This is a genomic window from Nostoc sp. 'Peltigera membranacea cyanobiont' 210A (assembly GCF_002246015.1).
Taxonomy (GTDB): Bacteria; Cyanobacteriota; Cyanobacteriia; order Cyanobacteriales; family Nostocaceae; genus Nostoc.
Genome location: NZ_NOLJ01000008.1, coordinates 111,985 through 132,388, shown reverse-complemented (window position 1 = coordinate 132,388; position 20,404 = coordinate 111,985). Strand labels below are relative to the sequence as shown.

At 41.8% G+C, this 20,404-nt stretch carries 18 protein-coding genes and 1 pseudogene; 13 read left to right on the top strand and 6 right to left on the bottom strand.

Annotation, left to right across the window (positions count from 1 at the left end; all coding sequences use genetic code 11):
* Window positions 1–67 precede the first annotated feature (67 nt).
* Window positions 68–274, bottom strand: a complete 207-nt coding sequence (locus CDG76_RS25080) for a hypothetical protein (RefSeq protein ID WP_094351618.1) — start codon at window positions 272–274, stop codon at window positions 68–70.
* Between the two features lie 219 nt (window positions 275–493).
* Window positions 494–2,803, bottom strand: a complete 2,310-nt coding sequence (locus tag CDG76_RS25075; RefSeq protein WP_094351617.1) for an FAD/NAD(P)-binding protein — start codon at window positions 2,801–2,803, stop codon at window positions 494–496.
* 359 nt (window positions 2,804–3,162) lie between these two features.
* Here CDG76_RS25075 and CDG76_RS37645 point away from each other — a divergent pair, with 359 nt between their 5' ends.
* The 13 genes and pseudogenes from CDG76_RS37645 to CDG76_RS25010 all read left to right on the top strand — a co-directional run bounded on the left by CDG76_RS37645 (window position 3,163) and on the right by CDG76_RS25010 (window position 15,388).
* Window positions 3,163–3,312 (top strand): hypothetical protein, encoded by a 150-nt coding sequence (locus tag CDG76_RS37645; protein WP_190240973.1) that lies wholly within the window; start codon window positions 3,163–3,165, stop codon window positions 3,310–3,312.
* Window positions 3,313–3,489: 177 nt separating this feature from the next.
* Window positions 3,490–3,852, top strand: a complete 363-nt coding sequence (locus tag CDG76_RS25070; RefSeq protein WP_094351616.1) for a GIY-YIG nuclease family protein — start codon at window positions 3,490–3,492, stop codon at window positions 3,850–3,852.
* Window positions 3,853–4,326: 474 nt separating this feature from the next.
* Window positions 4,327–4,680 carry a hypothetical protein gene (locus tag CDG76_RS25060; RefSeq protein ID WP_094351615.1) on the top strand — a complete coding sequence of 118 codons (354 nt, stop codon included), beginning with the start codon at window positions 4,327–4,329 and terminating at the stop codon, window positions 4,678–4,680.
* 313 nt (window positions 4,681–4,993) lie between these two features.
* Window positions 4,994–6,307 carry a Tudor-knot domain-containing protein gene (locus tag CDG76_RS25055; protein WP_094351614.1) on the top strand — a complete coding sequence of 438 codons (1,314 nt, stop codon included), beginning with the start codon at window positions 4,994–4,996 and terminating at the stop codon, window positions 6,305–6,307.
* Between the two features lie 285 nt (window positions 6,308–6,592).
* On the top strand, window positions 6,593–7,711 hold the full coding sequence (locus CDG76_RS25050) for a phosphotransferase enzyme family protein (RefSeq protein WP_094351613.1): 1,119 nt from the start codon (window positions 6,593–6,595) through the stop codon (window positions 7,709–7,711).
* Window positions 7,708–8,247 (top strand): DOMON-like domain-containing protein, encoded by a 540-nt coding sequence (locus tag CDG76_RS25045; RefSeq protein WP_094351612.1) that lies wholly within the window; start codon window positions 7,708–7,710, stop codon window positions 8,245–8,247. Before CDG76_RS25050 ends, CDG76_RS25045 begins: the two co-directional genes overlap by 4 nt.
* Before the next feature lie 472 nt (window positions 8,248–8,719).
* Window positions 8,720–8,863: pseudogene (locus CDG76_RS25040) on the top strand (chaplin); the annotation flags it as partial.
* A 170-nt stretch (window positions 8,864–9,033) separates the two neighbouring features.
* A complete protein-coding gene (locus tag CDG76_RS37640) occupies window positions 9,034–9,345 on the top strand; it encodes a rodlin (RefSeq protein ID WP_223265372.1) in 312 nt (103 codons plus the stop codon).
* Between the two features lie 58 nt (window positions 9,346–9,403).
* Entirely contained in the window at window positions 9,404–10,321 is a 918-nt protein-coding gene (locus tag CDG76_RS25030; protein WP_094351611.1) for a peroxiredoxin family protein, read from the top strand.
* A 397-nt stretch (window positions 10,322–10,718) separates the two neighbouring features.
* Window positions 10,719–10,958 (top strand): hypothetical protein, encoded by a 240-nt coding sequence (locus CDG76_RS25025; RefSeq protein WP_094351610.1) that lies wholly within the window; start codon window positions 10,719–10,721, stop codon window positions 10,956–10,958.
* Window positions 10,955–12,226: an ATP-grasp domain-containing protein gene (locus tag CDG76_RS25020; protein ID WP_094351609.1), complete on the top strand. Its 1,272-nt coding sequence runs from the start codon at window positions 10,955–10,957 to the stop codon at window positions 12,224–12,226. Before CDG76_RS25025 ends, CDG76_RS25020 begins: the two co-directional genes overlap by 4 nt.
* A gap of 737 nt (window positions 12,227–12,963) precedes the next feature.
* Window positions 12,964–13,968 carry an SDR family oxidoreductase gene (locus tag CDG76_RS25015; protein WP_094351608.1) on the top strand — a complete coding sequence of 335 codons (1,005 nt, stop codon included), beginning with the start codon at window positions 12,964–12,966 and terminating at the stop codon, window positions 13,966–13,968.
* 232 nt (window positions 13,969–14,200) lie between these two features.
* Window positions 14,201–15,388 (top strand): MFS transporter, encoded by a 1,188-nt coding sequence (locus CDG76_RS25010; protein WP_094351607.1) that lies wholly within the window; start codon window positions 14,201–14,203, stop codon window positions 15,386–15,388.
* Between the two features lie 400 nt (window positions 15,389–15,788).
* On the opposite strand, the gene CDG76_RS25005 is transcribed toward CDG76_RS25010, so the two are convergent.
* The 4 genes from CDG76_RS25005 to CDG76_RS24990 form a co-directional block, all read right to left on the bottom strand.
* Window positions 15,789–16,358, bottom strand: a complete 570-nt coding sequence (locus CDG76_RS25005; RefSeq protein WP_190240972.1) for a PIN domain-containing protein — start codon at window positions 16,356–16,358, stop codon at window positions 15,789–15,791.
* Window positions 16,359–16,612: 254 nt separating this feature from the next.
* Window positions 16,613–17,086, bottom strand: coding sequence for an excisionase family DNA-binding protein (locus CDG76_RS25000; protein ID WP_094351605.1), 474 nt, complete (start codon window positions 17,084–17,086; stop codon window positions 16,613–16,615).
* A 368-nt stretch (window positions 17,087–17,454) separates the two neighbouring features.
* Complete coding sequence (locus tag CDG76_RS24995) at window positions 17,455–19,104, bottom strand: GMC oxidoreductase (protein WP_094351604.1); 1,650 nt, start codon at window positions 19,102–19,104, stop codon at window positions 17,455–17,457.
* A 137-nt stretch (window positions 19,105–19,241) separates the two neighbouring features.
* Window positions 19,242–20,375, bottom strand: coding sequence for a glycosyltransferase family 4 protein (locus CDG76_RS24990; protein ID WP_094351603.1), 1,134 nt, complete (start codon window positions 20,373–20,375; stop codon window positions 19,242–19,244).
* Window positions 20,376–20,404: the final 29 nt, after the last annotated feature.

Genomic DNA, 20,404 nt, shown 5'->3' with positions numbered 1-20,404 from the left:
GAGTTAAAACCAACCTAGAAATTTTCAATTTCAAGATGCTGGAAACCTGAGTAAATTGTTGGTTATGTTATTCATTTGAGGGAGAAATTGAGGGTATGACAAATATTGCATTGATTGTTGGGGCTGGTAGTGGACTCAGTGCCTGTTCTGTCTGTGTTTGGTTTGTCTGAAGACTTAGTTCAGCTTGGAGTGATTCAACAATGAAATTTACCAGAGCTAGTCGCTCATTGGGCGACAAATTGAAAGCTTGTTCTTTAATTTCTTGGAGTGACATAGGCGTATGTTAACTGAGCCAATATCTAACATTCTAGAGCCATTACTCAACAGATATAATTTAACCCGAAGGCTGATGAGTTTCGACTACTTCCCTACGGGACGCTACGTGAACGACTACGTTCAACTCTCGACTACTCAGTTACTTGAGTTTCGACTACGCTCAACTACCGCGTAGTCAAAACCAACAACTCAGGTAAATTTATTACTAGAATTCATCTTAGATATACATAGCAAAGTAATCATTGTAGATTTCTGTATTAGTCATAACTGTGAGTTCTATTTGTTTTTGTTCTTCATCTGTTGCCGAATTCGTAGCCTGGTCTAAACTTTCTTGAGGAATAAAATCACCACAGTATTCATTCGCCGGTACGGTTGCATTCATCTTCTGGGGATAACTCAATTTGAGATTATTCATGATGGTAATGAATTGACTACGGCTGCGTTCGCGCAGCGCTCCGTAGGAATCGCTAAATCTGGGATTAAGCCGCTTTTCTTCGCCAATGGTGGAAACTGTGCGTCCTTTATAGTCATGGGCAGGATATACCAAAGTCTCATCTGGCAAGGTGAATAAGCGTTGTGTCACCACATCGTATAAAGTTCCAGGATCGCCTCCCTGAAAATCTGTGCGTCCACAACCACGAATAAATAAGGCATCACCAGTTAACAGATGGGTTTTATTCACCAAATATGTTATATGACTGGCGCTGTGTCCTGGTGTGAAAATTGTTTCGATGATTACCGATCCCACCTCTAAGGTTTCGCCACCGACAAGGGAGCGATCGGCTTTTGTCACAGCAGTATTCTGGGGAACGATCACCTCACAGCCTGTTTTTTGCCTGAGTTTGCCTGCCCCTGTAATATGATCGGCATGAAGGTGAGTTTCTAGACAGTAGCGTAGCTTTAATCCCAGTTCACTCAAAGATTCCAAATCGCGGTCAACTTGCTCTAATACAGGATCGACTAGAACAGCATCTCCTGTTTGCTTATCGCCAATTAAATAAGTATAACTACTAGTTGCAGGGTCAAAAAATTGCCGGAATAGGAAAGTTGACTGCGGTATCTCTGCACTGCGCTCGCTTAACAAAGGCATCGTCGGAATAGGACGCACACGCACTGGTAGCGACTGCAACAACGCTTTAGATAATTCCTGCGCCTGTCCCCGTAATTCTGGAACGGCAATAGTTTCCCACAAGTCGCCTTTGCGCGGGGTTCCCAAGGTATAAAACAGCGTCGAAACGTTACCGTCTGCTGCATATAAAGCACCGTGGGTATCTGTATCTAATCCTAAACCGATAGCATTGGGGCGAATTAATTTCTGCGATCGCAAATCAGTAATCAGAGGATGAAGCGATCGGCGATAATCTGCTGCTACCCCTGTACAATTAACTACTCGACGAACGTGCAAGATATTATTACTTTGGCTTTTGCGCTGGTACACGGTAACAGCTACACCGTCTGGCAAAGCTTGATATTCCCGAATCCGCCCGGCAGAGATGGTGAGTTGAGCAGAATCCAGCATTTGGGTTACAACATCCGCCACTTTTGGGGCAATGCGGTGACGATGCACATCCCAATAAGGTGTCAGATGACGCAAAAAACGTTGCTGTTCTTCAGTCGGTAGTTTTTGCCAGATTTTCTGATTCATGGGACGCAGAGAATCAATTACCGCTCGCCAGTCGTAGCCTTGGGTAGCCGCAATTTCCACCTCGGCACGTAGCCGACGTAACCAGGAGCGCACACTTTTTGGTGAATTTTCTGGCGTTAAGAAGCAGGGATAAGGTTGAGCCGCTTGATGTTTGAGGGGAAATAATCCCCGTCGGGACACAGCATAAATTTTACCCCGATGTTGGCGATCGCTCAGAGATAAAACCATATCCACCATCGTCAGTCCCGTACCAATTAGCAACACAGGTGCATCAGCATCAAGGTCTGCTAAAGCATCGGCTGACCAAGCATTCCGCAGATAACTTTCATCATTACTGTTTGGGTTTTGAATGGCGGGGGGTGCAGAAGGTGAGTTCCCCAATGCCAACACAACTCTATCTGCGGCAAAACAGCGACCACTACGTAGAGAAATCATTGCGCCTTTTTCTTCAGGCTGTACCCCTACTACTTCATCGGTGAAGCGTTCTAGTCGCACATCACTGGGTGCTGTGGCTTCTGCTTCTGCTAAAACCGATTGAATATATAAACCAAAAACCTTACGAGGTATGAAGGTACTGGCATTTACTTCTTCTGAAAAAAATACTGTTAACTCATCGCGGTTGTGCTGAAGCCAACGTAACAAATGCCCTGAATCGTGAGCAAATGCACTCATGTTGCCTGCCGATACATTCAGCAAATGACAGTTGGTATCTGTACTGTAGGCGATTCCCTTGCCAATCTGATCGCTACGCTCAATCAGCTTAATGGTGAGGGGTTGGCTGGCAGTTTTCAATAGGTGGGTAGCGACTAAAGAACCACTAAAACCTCCGCCAACAATAGCGATCGTGGTTGGAGTATGGGCAGTTAAAAAACTAGGGTTCATGGCGGTTTTAGTTACAATCAATAGTTATACTGAGTTCATCAAGTCTCTTGACTGGCACTCAATGCTTTTCCAACCCAGATGAAAGAATTAAGATTTGATTGCTTATAGATTCTTATAATACCTGCTTTCAGCTATTAAATACATTTAATTGATAAATTAACCGTTGTTTTGGGTTGCACAGTAGACTTCTTGCAGAAGTGGGGAAAAGGATAAGGGGTAAAGGATAAAGAGTGCTGAGTAAAAAGTGCAAATCCTAATGTAAGCGATCGCACCCTCTGCGACGGCATTGGTACTAAGAGCAATTAGAATGTTCCCTTCCCTGCGGGACGCTACGCGAACGACTTCGCTCAGGGAACGTTTTGCTCAGGGAACGTTTTGCTCAGGGAATGTTTTACTCAGGGAATGTTTTGCTCAGGGAACGTTTATTAAGGAAATTAATTACTGCTACTGCAATGCCTGCGGCGGGCGTAGCCATTGCACTTTCGGGATTTCGGGGCGATCGCATCTAAAAGTCAAACAATGCATTTCTTAAAATAGGCGACTTTGCTGATCTAAAGTTGACTCCTAATAAAAATTCAGAAGGAGTGTTCCCTGAGCGAAGTCGTTCGCGTAGCGTCCCGCAGGGAAGGGAACAATTTACTTAGGGAACACTTTTTCTAATAGAAAGCGATCGCGCAAATCAATTTATGCCTTATATGTACATTCTTAAATGTGCTGATGGTAGTTACTACACGGGTAGTACAACGGATATTGAGCGGCGGCTGTGGCAACATCAACAAGGTGAGGGCGCAAACCACACGGCAAAACGGTTGCCTGTGAAGCTAGTTTTTTGTGAGTATTATCAGTGCGTAGTAGATGCTTTTGAGCGTGAGAAGCAGGTGCAAGGTTGGAGTCGAAAAAAGAAGCAAGCTCTAATTTCAGGGGATACAAATTTGTTGCATAAGTTAGCCGAATGTCAAAATGAAACTCATTACAGTAGGCTGGCTAGCTTCGGTGGTGATGGCTTCGACACTTCAACACAAAAACGCTCCCTGAGCGACTTGTACTGAGCGTAGTCGAAGTAAGTCGAAGGGAGCGACTGATCTTGTAGCAGTTTCCGCTTTCCTTGCAGCAACTTCCGCTTTCACGTTTCCGTGTTTCGCGCAAGCTGTAGCAACTTCCGCTTTGCTTGCAGCAACTTCCGCTTTCACGTTTCCGTGTTTCGCGCAAGCTGTAGCAACTTCCGCTTTGCTTGCAGTAACTTCCGCTTTCACGTTTCCGTGTTTCGCGCAAGCTGTAGCAACTTCCGCTTTGCTGGCAGCAACTTCTGCTTTTACGTTTCCGTGTTTCGCGCAAGCTGTAGCAGTTTCCGCTTTGATGTTATACCAATTCGTAATTGGTAATTCATGATTCGTAATTAGAAATTGGTATAAAGCAAATATATTTTAGGCTTTTTTAGAAAAATCAACAATTCCACGTATGACAATCTTTTCAACAATTGTCCACTATAGAGTTATGAGAAATTGAGAAAATGAGTATTAATTATGGGAAGGCGAAAACGCAATTCACGTACTCTTGGCAAAGCTGAACTACGTCTAGCAAGCGTTAAATCTATTAGTCAAACTCTCGATGTCGGAGAGGGGTTAACAGTCAAAGATTATACTGAAAAAATCGAAAGGGTGCGGCAATCTCTAGAAGCATACAATACCACGCTCTCCACTATTGATGTTTTACTAACCCAACTCGTCGAAAATGAACAGGATTTAGCAGACTATTCAGAAAAAATTTTGCGTGGTGTCGCTTATAAATATGGTAGTAATAGCCACGAGTATCAGATGGCTGGAGGTACTCGTAAAAGCGATCGCAAGCGCACTGTGCGTCAAAGCGTGGTTTTGTAGAAGTAATACCATTTTGGATTGAAAATTGCTCTCTGCGTCTAGGCTTGCCAATCCATCTGGGTTTTGTCTGGGAAGCGATGTCTACGACGGGCTGCGCCTACGCATCCGTCGCAGACTCAAGCTGTTGATTTAGCTTTGCGTTTGGGATGCGATCGCCTATGCAATATCTTAAGGTGTAGCGTCTGTTACTAACATCGTTATTTTTTGGTCAGGTTGGGGAACTCTATAAATAGGGTTTAGTAATTGCCCAGCGTTAGATGTGGGCTGCTCTGAACCGTGTTGTAACAATATCTGAAGTTTTAAGGATCGGTTGATGGATAAATCAATTATTCAGTTGGTTGACGAGTTACCGACTGACAATATTACTGTCAAAGTTTTAAAAGCTCTTGATTATGTAGCACCAGGTGAATGGAGCAATTTAACTGGGTTTGACAATAGTATCCGCGCTATTACTGGAGAAACCGATGCTAAGGTAATTCAGAAAATCCGCGATCGCGCTGTTACTTTATACGAAGATCCTCAAAAAGGCTACCAGTTTGCCATCAAACTTTATCAAACAATTGATAAGGCAGACACAGCGATGGCAGCGGCGGCTTTAGCGAATAAAGTTAGTGAAAAAATCGGCTTTCTCTCTTTTTTAGGTAAAATTACTCCTAAAGCTGATGTCACTCAATCTATTGATTTATTATTGAAAATTGCCGTCGAAATCATTGCCTTTTGCAAACTAAACGGTATTCCTCAACCTAATCCCCAAGAGTTTGCTAATTCCCTGACTAACAACTATCAAAATGCATCTCTAATGCGGATGGTAGCTTTAGTTTGTCTAGATGGAATTCTGCCCTTGGGGCCTGATTTTCTCAGCAAAATTCACGGAGTTATTAGTGGCACTGATTCTAGTGCAATAACTCAAAATCCCGTTTTTTTAGCTGTTAATAACTTTCTTCCAGGCAGTAATCCGTCTGATAAAGTTGGTTTTATCAGTCAGGGTTTCAACTCTGTGCAAGGCTGGATGAATAATTTAGTATCCAAGACAAGCATAACCCCGCAATCAATTTCTAGTCATTTGGGTAATTTTATTCAGATTGCTGATGATAATTTAGATTTAGTTGCAGCATTCCTAGATCAAACTACCAATTATTACGAGCATACAGGAATTCAAACTGTCGTTCGCAGTTTGATTGTGCAAGCTTATGCTCTAGTAAAAGAAGACATTAAACAAGAGGAGCAAAAGCCGATTCAAGATGTCTCATCTGCTGCTAAATCAGATAAATCAGATAAGACTCAGTATGAAGTCAGCAAAACAGTAGAAGTCTGGGATAATGATGACGAGGATTGGTATCAAGGAACTATTGAGAAAATCCAAGATGACCAGTTCTTTGTTCATTACCTTGGTTACGGTTCATCTTATGACGAGTGGGTGGGCGAAGATGACATTCGGACTCGCGATCTTCGCTCCACTGATGAAAATGGATATGCAGTAGGTCAAAAAGTAAAATGTTGGGATGATGACCAAGAGGCTTGGTATTCCGCAACGATTCAGCAAATCCAAGGACAGCAATACTTTCTTCACTACGTTGATTATGACTCATCTTATGACGAGTGGGTTGATAGCGATGAGATTTCCTAACTATTGAATTAGCAAGGGGTTGACGAGAATTGCAACCCGCAGATTCCCGACTTTTCAAAAAAGCCGGGAATCTTGTTTTTCACGAATGGATTCAGGATTGCTCTAGTACTTTTAAAGATTTATAATTGACATCTCGTTAATCAATTACGAATTACGTTAGCGTAGCGGTAGCGAGTCCGCGAGCGTCATTACGAATTACGAATTACAAATTATCTTGATACTTGCGCTACGATATCCCCTATTGCTTTCGTGCAATGTACGTGAGGAGTAGTACAGGTAAAACAAATGATAAAAGAATTCAATACACAAGGTGCAGAAAATCTGGTGGCGATCGCTAACCAATTCGCCCAACTGGGGAAGGTTACAGGCGTTAAAGCATTTGGCAGTGGTAATATCAATGATACCTTTTTAGCAACTCTAGATTCCTCAAAGGAACAACATTTTGTCCTGCAACGCATTAACACACAGGTGTTTCGTCAGCCACAACTGATTATGCAGAATATGCGTACCTTAACTGAACACGTTCAAAAAAGGTTGCAGGATACACCCCTTAATCGTCGCTGGGAAGTGCCACGCGTATTGTTGACCAAAAACGCTCAAGACCACTGGAAGGATGCAGACGGCTCATTTTGGCGGGCAATCAGCTTTATTCAAGGCTCCCAGTCTTTTGATAGTATGCGCGATCGCTCATACGCGAAAGAAATCGGTTATGCCTTGGGGATGTTCCACAATTTGATCAGCGATTTGCCAGCAGAAAAACTTGCTGACACTCTCGAAGGGTTTCATATTACACCGTTTTATCTCCAGCATTACGAGGAAGTTTTGGCGAAAACTAGTGTGCCTCAATCTTCGGAAGTTAATTATTGTTTACAGTTTGTTAGCGATCGCCAAACCTTTGCACATATCCTAGAAAATGCCAAAGTTGAAGGTATCTTACCACTACGTCTGATGCACGGCGATCCAAAAATTAACAACGTGATGTTTGATATTGTTACCCAGCAAGCCGTCAGCGTCATCGACCTGGACACTGTGAAACCCGGTTTGGTACATTATGATATTGGTGATTGCCTGCGATCGGGTTGTAATCCTGCTGGTGAAGAAACCGAGAATTGGGAAAGTATTTATTTCGATACCGATCTGTGTCAAGAAATCCTCCAGGGTTATCTCGCTGTGGCCAAGGCATTTCTGACCGAAAATGATTATGCATACATATATGATGCCATTCGTCTAATTTCTTTTGAACTAGGACTAAGATTCTTTGCTGATTATTTAGCAGGGAATGTCTACTTTAAAGTTAAGCACCCAGAACATAACTTGGCAAGAGCGATCGTCCAGTTTAAGCTGACTGAAAGTATTGAATCTCAAGAAACGCAGATTCGCAAAATTATCCAAGATATGAAATGAGCAACCAGACATTTTCCCTGCAACCTTTCCCTTCTACAGAGTCCTTTCCTAATTTGAAAATTACAGGCAATCTCTCTCGAAATGCTAATCAACTTACCATCTGCTACAACCTTGGAGGTGACTTAAAAGAAATTGCAATTGCCTCACCATCAAATGCACCATCACGCAAGTACGAATTGTGGGAAGACACTTGTTTTGAGTTCTTTCTTGGCATCAAAGATTCTCAACGGTATTGGGAATTCAACCTCTCTCCTGTCGGACACTGGAATGTCTATGGCTTTGATGAGTATCGTCAAGGGATGCAAGAGGAAACAGCTTTTGAAAAGCTACCGTTTAGTGTGCAGAATCAAGCTGATGGTTTAGCACTTGTGTTGGATGTCGATTTGGATAAAATTATCTCGGCAGAACAAGAAATTGAAGTTGCAATTACTACCGTTATCAAACACAGAGATGGTGAGGTGACTTACTGGGCGTTAACTCATCAAGGCGCGGAGGCTGACTTTCATCTCCGAAACAGCTTTATTCTAAGGTTGTAAGTTATACCTAAAATTAATCTGAAAATACTAATAGGGTATCGACTTTTGAGTGTCAACTCATTTCTAACTGCTATAGAAGTCTTTTAACTGTTAGTTTGCCATCTCTAAGCAAGAAAAGTGGGAAAAGTAGGAAAAGTAGGATCTTGAGTAAAAACTGTTGACAAGCTGTCAAATAACCTGTTAGTTTTCAAGTGGCTCTCAGGCACAATAAATTTAAAAGTAAACGGCTTATGCCTTATCAAATAGGAATTGTCTGTTTTTTGATAATTCATGCAAGAGAGTCATAGCACACTCAATTACTTTGAAAACAACTAAAAAGAGTACAACCATTATGTTAAAAATATTTTCAACAAAGAAACAAGCACCTACAGTCACTCAAGAAGATAGGGAATCGTTTGAAGACCTAGAATTGTTTGAAGAACTAGATGATGCTGATTTATTGACTGTAATTGGCGGAATTGATGTTAATGCTGGTGCTGCTGTTGGTAGTCCTGGAGTTCTTTCGGGGAATGTTATTCAAGTACCTGTTCATGTACCCGTTAACGTTTGTGGTAATAGTATCAATGTGATTGGTCTACTTAACCCAGCTTTCGGGAATACTTGTGTAAATGCTTAACAATTTGCGCTCTATTGACTATTACGATTAAATGGCGATCGCAAGCATGTTGGATAAATTTTTGAAAGGTTAAGGGATTTTGTTTAAAAACTAATACATTTGATCTGAAGCAAATTAAGCGTTACAACATGCTCAAATCAATGCAACTTCAATTAATGAACAAAAAACTTATGACAAAAAACAAAATTGCTGACTTAGAAACTAGCTTGTTTGAAGAATTGAGTGATGCAGAATTAATGGCAGTAGTAGGAGGTTTTACGTTAGACTTAATTGCCAAACCATGTGTAGGTTTACCTGCTAAAGCTAATGTTCAATCTGTACTTGCTTTAGTAAATGTAGGAGTTCAAGATATTCCTGTTTTAAGTTCGCCACAAAATCAACAATGTTTAGAGAATTCAACACAAGCAAAAGGAGATGAACCCCTGTCATACATACTAGATAATATACCAGTTTTGTCTGGAAATGGTTCTGTCGGTAGCTGAAACTTAGATGGGATATATAGCTATTGACTATTACGATTAAATGGCGATCGCAAGCATTATGTATTCAATTTCTCTGATAAGTTCTTTGGTGGTTGGCAGTGTATTTCTCGTGACTGGTGTTGTCAAAGCACTTGCACCAACAAGGTTTCTTATCCACATCAGTCAATTGCAGTTATTTCCGCAAAAAGTGAATATAGGTGCAGCGATCGCTTTTACAATTATAGAGTGCGTCCTGGGAATATCCCTGATTTTGCGGCTGTTTCCCCAGTGGCTATTTATCGGTACAATTGTTTTACTATTGCTCCTATCAAGTTTAACTTACTGGAGTACTTCGACCAAACGCACAGATGATTGTGGTTGTTATAACGGTCTAATTGATATCAGTCCCAAACAAAGCTTACTCCTCAATGCTCTCTACATTACTTTGATGGGGTTGGCTTGGTTTTATCCGGTTGCCGATATTTTAACTGTTTCACAACAAGTGACAGCATTATTGATTTCTTTAACAACAAGTTGTCTATTAACTGCTGTTTCATACGTGTATTTATGGAAGAAGAAAAAACCTATACTAGACTTAGATCCGCTTAAAATTAATCGTCCTTGGCAACCCCAATGGCTAAAAGAATATTCCGAAAGCTTAACAACAGGAGAAAAACTGGTTGTATTTTTAATGCCTGGTTGTCCAACGTGCAAAAACTGGCTTAAAGTGCTGAAAGTGGTTCACCAAAGAACTGATTTACCTGATGTAGTAGCGGGAGTTCCCCAAACATCAGAACAAGTTGAAGAATTTGTTCAATCTAATAATATCAACTTTCCGGTAGTGGCAATGAGTCCTACTGTCGTGGCACGCTTAACCAATGCTTTTCCAACTGCTGTATTGTTAGAGGAAGGTATAATTCGAGAGAAATGGTTGGGAGTAATGCCGCTAACCTTCGTGAAACGCGTTAAGCCAAGCTTATCTGTTCCTAGCACCTAATTCTGAATCTGGTGCATCTTTGCTAACGCCGCGCGATCGCTGGAAATCGGCGCACCCTTCAGGATTTTGCTACAGACTTGGCGCAAAATCTCAAATCCAAAATCATCTCATTTAGCGGTGAGTCATAACCTACAATCTGACTTTTCACGGTATGTAGAAAAGGTCATTTTGAAATTTTCCCAATCCCTGATTTTGCCGTGAGCTATTTTCATTAACTCTAAGCTATTGAGAATTAGCTTGTGGAAAAAGTCACACTTTTTCGGGGCTTGAGGACTTCCCGTGAAAAGTCAGTAAATAAACTAATTTAATTATTTCGTTTGATAGAGTTAATTAAAATTTAAAAGAGTAAAATATTAAGCTATATAAATAATAAGTAAATTATCAAAATATTAGCTTTATGCAAGAAAAATATGGCAATCTTCAGGGTATAAAATCTAGTCAAATCAAACAATTACAACTGCTTTACAAGCAAAATCAACCAAAAGATAGATTCATTTCGCCGAAACTTGCCCAAGCCTTAGCTGCACTTACTAAAGAAATTGTCTCTGAGCAAGACAGGGTGCTGCTGGCAGGAGTGCAGACAGAAGATGTATCTGTCCAATTGTTTGAGTATGCGGTTTATCGGAGGGCTAAATGAACTCAAAATATAACTTTCAATACTTTCAAGGGAGTTCTCTTTCCGATCTATTTGCTCAAGACATCACAGATGGATCTTATGGGTTTATTCTAAATTACCCTGCAACTGCCAGTTGGGCTGCTTATCCCAACCTGGAAAAATATTTTATTCAAGATGGCAGTAGTGAAGCCACCAAAACCTCCTTTGACAAGATTTGCCAAAAGGAACCTTGGAAAATTTTAGCTGTGTTAGGCGATCGCATTCCAGGAATTATGATTAATCCGCCGCCAAAGTCGCTGCTTGCATACTGGCAAGAGCATTTTGGCTTCAGCTACTCCAATAGGTTGATGATGGATCGCTTAACTTATCTGGACGATCTCAGCCACAGCGAACGCTTTGACAAACTCATCACTCTATTTCCCTTCGATCGCCTCAAAAAAGAAAAACACGCTGTTGATTCAGACACTCATTACCGTTTACTCAGCAAAGTAACCCTAGCTGAACTGGGGGTACAATGTCCAAAATACGAGAGTTACGATTTACACACTTATAGTCTAGAAGACATTCATTTACCACAATTTCCCTACTTAATTAAAACGTCCCACGGACTCTCAGGGGAAGGCACTTATATCATCAAAAGCCTCAGCGATCTGAACTACTGTCTCGAAGAAATTAAGAAATACCTAGATATTAAGTTGCTCGATAGGATTATTGTCTCGGAGTTCGTCAAAAATGAGGTACAGAATTACTGCGTACAGTTCTATGTCAACAAAACTGGAGAGATAACCCTCATCGGCACTACCAGCCAACTCGTCACTCCAGAAGGTAACTATTTAGGGGGACTGATTGACTACCGCAACACTGACATGAGCAAGTTCTTTGAGATGATTGCCGCCATTGGTCAGTATGCTCACAAACAGGGTTATTTCGGCGTGATTGGGTTCGATGTGCTGGAAGATCGGGACGGACAATTTTATGCGATCGATGCCAATTTCCGAGTTAATGGATCGACTCCGTTGTGCTTGCAGCGTCACACCCTACTGGGACTGGGAAAGGAAGTTGCTCAATATTCTAGTAGCTACCGCATGGAAGGAACATTAGATTCAATTTTAGTCACCTTAAAACCAGAACTAGATCGCAAAGACTTAATCGTTCTGTCGGCTTTAGAGAGGGTCAAATACGGAAAAATTTACACCGAAATTTATGCGATCGTGAGTGGAGAAACTATCCAGGAAATGCAGCATATCGAGCAGAAATTACAGAATAAGGGATTACAATGGCTCCCTTAAACAGATTTAATCAGATAAAGTTGCAGCATTGCCACACACTGTAGCATTGATTTGGGTGCAACCCATCGCCCTAGAAACTCAAGGAAGCGGGAGGTTAAATTAAATCTGCTTTCGCATCTGTCTTGAGGAGTGAATCAGACTAAAAAGCTATTTGTAAAAAAAGTAAATAGCATTAGGAGATTGTGTCATTTGAAAGTTGAGTCTGAGAGGTTGTTTGAAAAGTGTTTGGCTGTGGTTTGAATGACATTTTCACCCCTCTTGTAAAGGCTACGGCGTACACACAAGTCGAATTACCCCCCTTATTCCCCCCTTTCCAAGGGGGGAAACCGGAAAATCCAGTTCCCTCCCCAATACATACGGGGAGGGTTAGGGTGGGGTAAACAAATATTTGATACACTACTACAGACTTTTCAAACATCCTCTGAAAGTAAGTAAAAGGCGACAGATGAGATTTTGTGAGATTTGTTGACTAAGTTCCTGATGTTTATTAGTCGAAAGTCTTAAAAGTCTAGAAAATGCTTACATCTACTTCCTGTGGCGCTTTCAGATTCCCCAATAGACAGAGAAATGCAACCGTAATAATAATTAACATATATATATGTATTAGGAGAGTTATTAAGAAATATTTTTAATAACAACTAATACTAACAAAAGGACTGAATTATCTACTGAAGCTAAGTCTCTAACGCCGTCGAAGCCAATTCCCAATCCCTAATTTATTTTAAAAAGTAACACTTATGCAATTAAAGCCAATCAATCAGCAAGTCGTTTCTGTCGTTGGAGCTTCCAGCGGTATCGGACGTGTCACAGCTCTTGAGTTTGCTAGACGCGGCGCAAAAGTCGTAGTCTCGGCTCGGAGTGAATCGAAGCTAAAGTCTTTAGTGGAGGAGATTCGCGGCTTTGGCGGTGAGGCAACTTTTTACGTAGCTGATGTGGAAGTATTTGAGCAAGTTAAAGCGATCGCAGATAAAACTGTGGAAGTGTACGGGCGACTCGATACATGGGTACATGTCTCTGCTATCGGCATCTTTGCCACTTTCGACAACACAACACCAGAAGAGTTTAAGCATGTCATTGATGTCGATCTCATGGGACAAGTGTATGGTGCAATGGCAGCCCTACCCCATCTGAAGCGTGAGGGACGGGGGGCACTGATCCATGTCTCTTCAATGGAAGGTAGGCGATCGCTCCCCTACCAAAGTGCTTACTCGGCAGCCAAGCACGGGGTTGAGGGCTTTATCGAAGCCATGCGCCTTGAGTTGCAACATGAAAAATGGCCGATCAGCGTCACGAGTGTGAAACCAGCGGTGATTAATACCCCCTTTTGGAATAATGGTCTGACGAAATTAGGCGTAAAGCCTTCCGGGATACCACCTTACTACGACCCCAAACTTGTAGCTGATGCTATCCTCTACGTAGCCGAACATCCAACTCGTGACTTCTTGGTTGGGGATGTAGCTAAAATATTAGATGTGGTACAGCGCATCTCACCATCATTAGTAGATTCACTGTTACTGCTCGTCGGCTTCGATTTACTACGTTCTTCTGAGGCGAAGTCTGAAGATGCACCAAATAATTTTTACCAATCTGTTCCTGAAGACGACAGAGTTAAGGGTGATTTTAGTAACTTAGTTATACCTAGCATTTCCGACTGGCTAGATAAAAATCCGCTTCTTCAGTGGGGTGCGATCGCTGGTACAGCAACATTAGCGTTCCTAGCAGCTCAAGTATTCAAAGATTAAGGATAAATAAACTTTTCGGAAAATTTGCAATCTAGTTTTTACAAGGATTTGAGATAAATCCTTGTAGACTTTTTAGCAACATGGTGATGAGATTTTGAGATAATTACTAATAATGCCATTTGGTAGTTATAAAAATATTTTTAACTATTCATACTTTGCACAACCATAAATTTCTTGATTAATTGAGTAAATCTCAGCAGTTAAATTGTCCGATCCAGGAGCATTCCAGCCAATGACAGACTATCAACGCACCTTACCGCCTCAGTGGATAGGTTCGGCGATCGCTTTCTATGCCTTTATTGCCATTGGCATCGCTGAAGCAGGATTAGGAGTTCTTCTGCCCTCCATTCTCTCTACCTATAACCTGACTCCAGCAACCGTCACCCTGCTGTTTCTCAGTCAAATTAGCGGCTACATTCTAGCAGCATTCACCAGCAGTCTGGTGAGTAGTCGGCTGGGATTAGCGCGAATGCTGTTGATTGCTGCGGGTGCGCTGACGATGGCACTGACAATCTATGCCATCTCACCTTCCTGGTATCTCATGGTTGCGGCTGGATCGGCGTTGGGATTGGGCATTGGGTTGATTGATGCAGGCATTAACACCTACATTGTGCAAGATTCCCGCAGTGCCAGTTTGATTGGTTTGCTCCATGCTTTCTATGGTATTGGCGCTCTTTCAGGCCCCGCGATCGCTACTACTTTGTTAGCAGTTGGGATGAACTGGCGACAAGTTTATGGGGTATTAGCCGGGATTGTCAGCCTATTCATTGTGAGCGTGCTGGGCGTAATCATCTTCAACTACACGCCAATGACAGTACGGGTATTGCCATCAAAGACAACTGCGTTAGAAAATCTGGGCAGAGCGCTGCAAACTCCGATAGTATTGCTAACTGGATTACTTTTGCTGGTTTATGTTGGCACTGAAGCCTGTATCGGCAACTGGGCATACACTGTGCAATCTGTCGCTCGTCACACTCCCACGCTGATTGCTGGTTACAGCGTTAGTGCCTACTGGGTGGGATTAACATTGGGACGTTTCATCTTAGGTTATTTCTTGCAACGGCTTGGAGCAGTCCGCACAATCAGTATGTCGCTCAGTCTTGTAATCATTGGATTGCTTGCTTGGTGGCAACTGCCAGATCAATTGATTAGCTTACCGTTAATTGGCTTTGGGTTGGCAGCCATTTTTCCTGCAACCATTTGGTTAATCCCTCAACGATTGCCAGACCCTCATGTTCCTGCGGCTGTTAGCATTGCCACTAGTGCCGCCAGTTTGGGGGCAGCGATCGTACCCACTGGAGCAGGCTGGGTTGCAAGTTGGACAAGTTTAGAAATCATCCCAATGTTGATGCTGCCATTGGCGCTGTTAATGGTGGGCTTACATTGCTGGCTGGTACAACATTCGGTTACAGGCAAGTAAGTTTTCGCACTGAATGGCACTAAGAAAAGCTCAAACACTTATAGTTAAACAGTTTACAATTTCTTGCGTAATTCATGCTGGGGTTTTGTCATTAAGGGGTAAGCTTTTGGGCGGCGTTTTTGAACTCGTGCTTCACTTCTGCCAAGGCGATCGGTAGGGCGGCAGATCAAGCATTCAAAAAGGAAAGATAAATAGACCTGTCCGAAAATTTGCAATCAAGTTTTTACAAGGGTTTGAGAGAAATACTTATAGATATTTTGGCAATATTTTAAAAGAGGTTCATCTAGCCACTGCTTCACACGAATTTTGGCCGTCTGGGGCTAATTACGCTCTTTTAAAAGAGTAAAATAACAATAGTATTTTAAAATACTTTATTTCTCATAATCTCAGTAGATTTCTATTAAATGTCATAGCAAAAATCTTGTAGAGCAGTAACTGATTGTGGTAGTCCCTGCCTTAAAAGCGATTCTAAGTATTCTTCAGATGTTTGAGGGGGATTCTTAAGACTACTTCTATGCCTCTTTACCACTTTGCAAATTTCTGTTGGGTTAAGGTCAATCAGATGCACAATGAAGTCATCTGGATGCTGGGACTCAATACCATATAGTGAAAGAGCTTGAGCAGGAAAATCTTTAAGGTCAAAAGTGACTATAATACTTGCATTACAACGAATCGCTGCGGCGAGGACATGGCGATCATCTGGATCTGGAAGTTGTAAACCTGCGATCAGTGCCTCATAACCTGTAACGAGACAATCTCGGACATGGCTATTCATCAGATTTTTAGTTCTGGTAAGCTTCTCAAGCGTGAGATCAGGACGATTCTTTAAAAGGTTTCTAATCCATTCTGAGTGAATTGCATCCGTCCACCGTGCCCTAAATAGGTCAGTGACTGCAAGCCGCATAAGAAAATCTCTCAATGGTGCTGGATATAAGACACATGCATCATAAATAGCTGTAAAATTAGACACTATAATTGCTCTATTAGTTTGAAATTATTACCCCTAACAGTGGTAACAAATTTTCTTTATAAATGTCCTTTATACTAAGTAAATTTTTGATCTTAACTTATAGTTTCAATCGCATTAAAGTTAAAACTAAGTCAATTGGTTACTAGAGGGCTTCCTGACTTAGTTTACTTGATTGTTAGATGTACTTTTATTCCTAGAGTTGCCTTTAGCAGAGCATCTGGCTAATCATGCGAAACTGTTATGTATCAGGATTCTTATTCGTACCCCATATTTAGTTCTTGAGCTTGAGCAGTAAGCTCATCAAGAGCTTGCATTCGTAAAGTATCAATTTGATTTTTGTAACTGAGTAGATCCTGATAACGCACCCGTCGTCGCGTTCCTACTTTACGGTATGGCATCTCTCCAGATTCCAATAACCCTACCAAATAAGGACGAGAAACATTTAAAATATCAGCTGCTTCTTGTGTCGTCAGTTCTGCGTGTACGGGTATAAGAGTAACAGCATTACCTTTAGCCATTTGCGTCAAGATGTCAACAAGCAGATGAAAAGCAGCTGCTGGTATGGTAACTGTTTCACTTATAGCGTTATCTTGCACAACTTTGATAGTGCGGTATGCATCATTATCCCGTACATAGGATGCCAAAGTTTGACTACTTTTTTTAGCTAGCGTAGCATCTTCTTCCGTAGGTACAGCAGTCCTACTAGATTGATATGTACTGAGTGTCATAGATATCAGCCTCTCTCTGTCTAATATCGAATTGCACTCCACTTATCCATACGAAAATATGGATTGCAATTTCATTATACCACCATATAATAACTCTTATTCAAAATGAACGCAATGTACGAAATGAGCGAAACAAACTTTTACAGTAAGTATCCCACCAAAAGTCCTCCAACCCCAGTTGGAGGACTTTTGGTGAAAGAAAAATCAATTTTTATCTTCTAATCCAGCAATAGACCAGTAAAAAGTCATTTTTCACTGGCTTGTGGCAGTAGCAACAGGCTTGGGATCGGTGCAGATACTGTAATGTGGTGATGTGCGCTCAGGCGATCGCTACTTCTAAAACGTGACGATTTTACACAAAGTTATACTTAGTGAGACAATTCAGCTTTCAGATGGTCGGCCAATCGAATTGCCAAGGCAACAATGGTAAGTGTCGGATTAGCATAGCCTCCTGTAGGGAAAACCGAGCTACCTGCCATAAATAAATTAGAGATGCCGTGAACTTGACAATTTGCATCGACTACTCCTTGTTTTGGGTCGTGATGCATACGTGTTGTTCCCATATTATGATGGGTACTAAGAGAAGCAACTGGACGATCGCCATCTAATTCAATCTGCAACTCACCCAGTCCGGCGCTAGCAAACTCTTGTGCAAATACTAACTGCGATCGCTTCACACTGCAAATATCTATTTCGCTCCAATAATTAATTAATTTTGCTTGCGCACAACCCAGCTTATCTAGTTGATTACTGAGTGTTACCCGATTATTTGGATTTGGGGTTTGTTCTGTTTGGCTAAGAACTTCAAACTTTGTATATTTCTGTTCATTACCTTCACGATCAGACCATCCTCCATGACTTAAATCAGGGAATAAATATTCCTTTTTGAGATTATATTTATACCAATCAGCTACTAAATCATCAATATTCGTCATCACATTTTGCAAATGCTGAAAAATATTTTTAGGTAACTGTCTTTGTCGAACTGAAGAGAACAAAATTTTTGCAGAAGCCTTTGCCGCCGATCTATACCTTCCATCTCTGGGATATAACAACGCGGTCATATTTAGTAATTTCTCGCGGCGCATCACTTGTTCCGTCAGCGCAAACTTTCCCATGACTGTGACATTATTCACGCGGCGTAAATCATACAAAGCCATCGAATTAAAGATTTTGCGATTTTGCGGAACAAGCATACCACAACGGATAAATGGATGATCCATGAAGAATCTACCCACTAAATCATGTTGATTGCCTAATCCATTCTTTTGAATTCTGTTTGATAGTAATAATAAACGCGCGTTTTCAATCCCACCTGCGGCTAAAATAAATACTTTTGCAACAACCCAAAATTTCTTACCAGATAAACAAGCAACTTGCACGCGTTTCACTGTTTGGGCGGTTTCATCTGCCTCAATTTCTACCACATTGGCGTTGAGGAATGTAGTTATATTAGGAGATTGATTAATTTGGTGGCGATATTCATTGGTGAAAATATCGCGCGGGCCAAACTGAAACATACTGGTAGTAACTCGGTCGCTTGTGAAATGTGTCCGAGGAGATTGAGCATTTTCCCAAGCCTCAGCTTCATAAGCAAAAGAACCGAGTTTACAGACTGCTTGCGCGCGCTCATAAAATGGATTCAGGTGAGATTTACTAAAAGGCCAGCCACTGTATGGAACCCAATCTCGTTTTTCAAAATCTATTTCGTCTAACGGTACGTGCCTCAAACCAAGTTGATTTTTATTAATTTCAATATTCCAGACATTAGCCATTCCACCAAATTGACGATGACGCATATCTTGTAAGGGTGGAAAAGGATCTCCAACCGTTTCGCCTTCACCAAGAGATGCAGTTTCTTGATTAAATTCCAAATCACCACTTTCTAGTAAGCAAACTCGAAAGTCTTGCCCAATTAATTCTCGTGCGAGTGTAATTCCTGCTGGGCCAGCACCAACTATACAAACTTCAGTATTGATAATTTCATCTATTGGCAATTTGCGGCTATCAATCAACATTGATTTAGTTCCTTTTGCATAAATGTTTTTTATATTGCGCAGATGCATAAAGGGTATTAATTATGAGGCGTAAATGTGTTTGTAGTAAGGACTTTAGTCCTGGATTTTTAAGCACTAAAGTGCTTACTACAAACCTATCAAAACTTTTGCGATAGAGGACTAGGCATTACAGAGCGAATTGCATTAATAAAATTTTGGGCATAATTCTGCGTTGAGAAATCGAGGGCGCGTTGTCTGGCAGCTATTCCCGCACTCTGGGCAAATTCTTGCTCGTCAAGATAGCGGAGAATTGCGATCGCTAATTTATCCGCATCACCGTAAGGTGTTAATAGTCCATTCATGCCATCGGTAATAATCTCTGTGGGGCCGCCTGCACTGCCAGCAATTACAGGTTTACCCAGTGCCATCGCCTCAATAATCACAATCCCAAATGGCTCATTATCTGATGCATGAACAAATACATCCATCGCCTGCACCCATTCCGGGATATTGCGCTGTAGCCCAGCCATAATTACTTGGTCTTTCAAGCCCAAGGCGGTGATTTCGGCTTTTAAGAAGTCCTCATAATCCGGTTCCAAATCGTGTTTACCACCAACCACCACACAATGGGCATCGGGATACTTCTGTAAAATTTTGGGCATCGCTTGCACCAATACGTGCATTCCCTTCCATCGTTGCAATCGTCCCACAATTCCAATCAACGGCCCGTGTAAAGGTAAGCCTAGTTTTCGCCGTGCTTCTTCTGGAGTTGGTAAAGCATTAGGCTCAAATCGGTCTAATGCGACACCAGGATAAACTAAAGGTGTTGGTCTGTGGGGCCAAATCTCTGCCTGTGCTTGCTTACCATCTTGCGAAAGGGTAATAATTGCCCGCGCTGGGATTAAAGTTGCGATTCGCACCAACCAAGTTTTATCACTAGGTACTTCTAGTTGATACCACACAGCAGGCAAGCCCGCCAACATCGCCGCCAAGCCTCCAGATATATGCGTAATCCACATCCAATTGACAATTATATCTGCACGTTCGCGGCGTGCGATCGCAGCAATCCGCAAAACAGCACCAATAAAACGGTGGATTTGCCGTAAACGTCCACTTTCTACAACTCGCGCATCAATACCGAGAGACTTTACTTGTTCGACCATCGGGCCGTCTTCTAAAAATATCACCAGCCACTCAACACCAGCATTACGTCCCTGCTGCACCAAATCCCAAAGCATCATTTCACCACCGCCTCGTTGCTCGGCCAGTGGCATGACAATAATTACTTTCATAATCTATAAAAGTCCTATTTAAGTTGTAA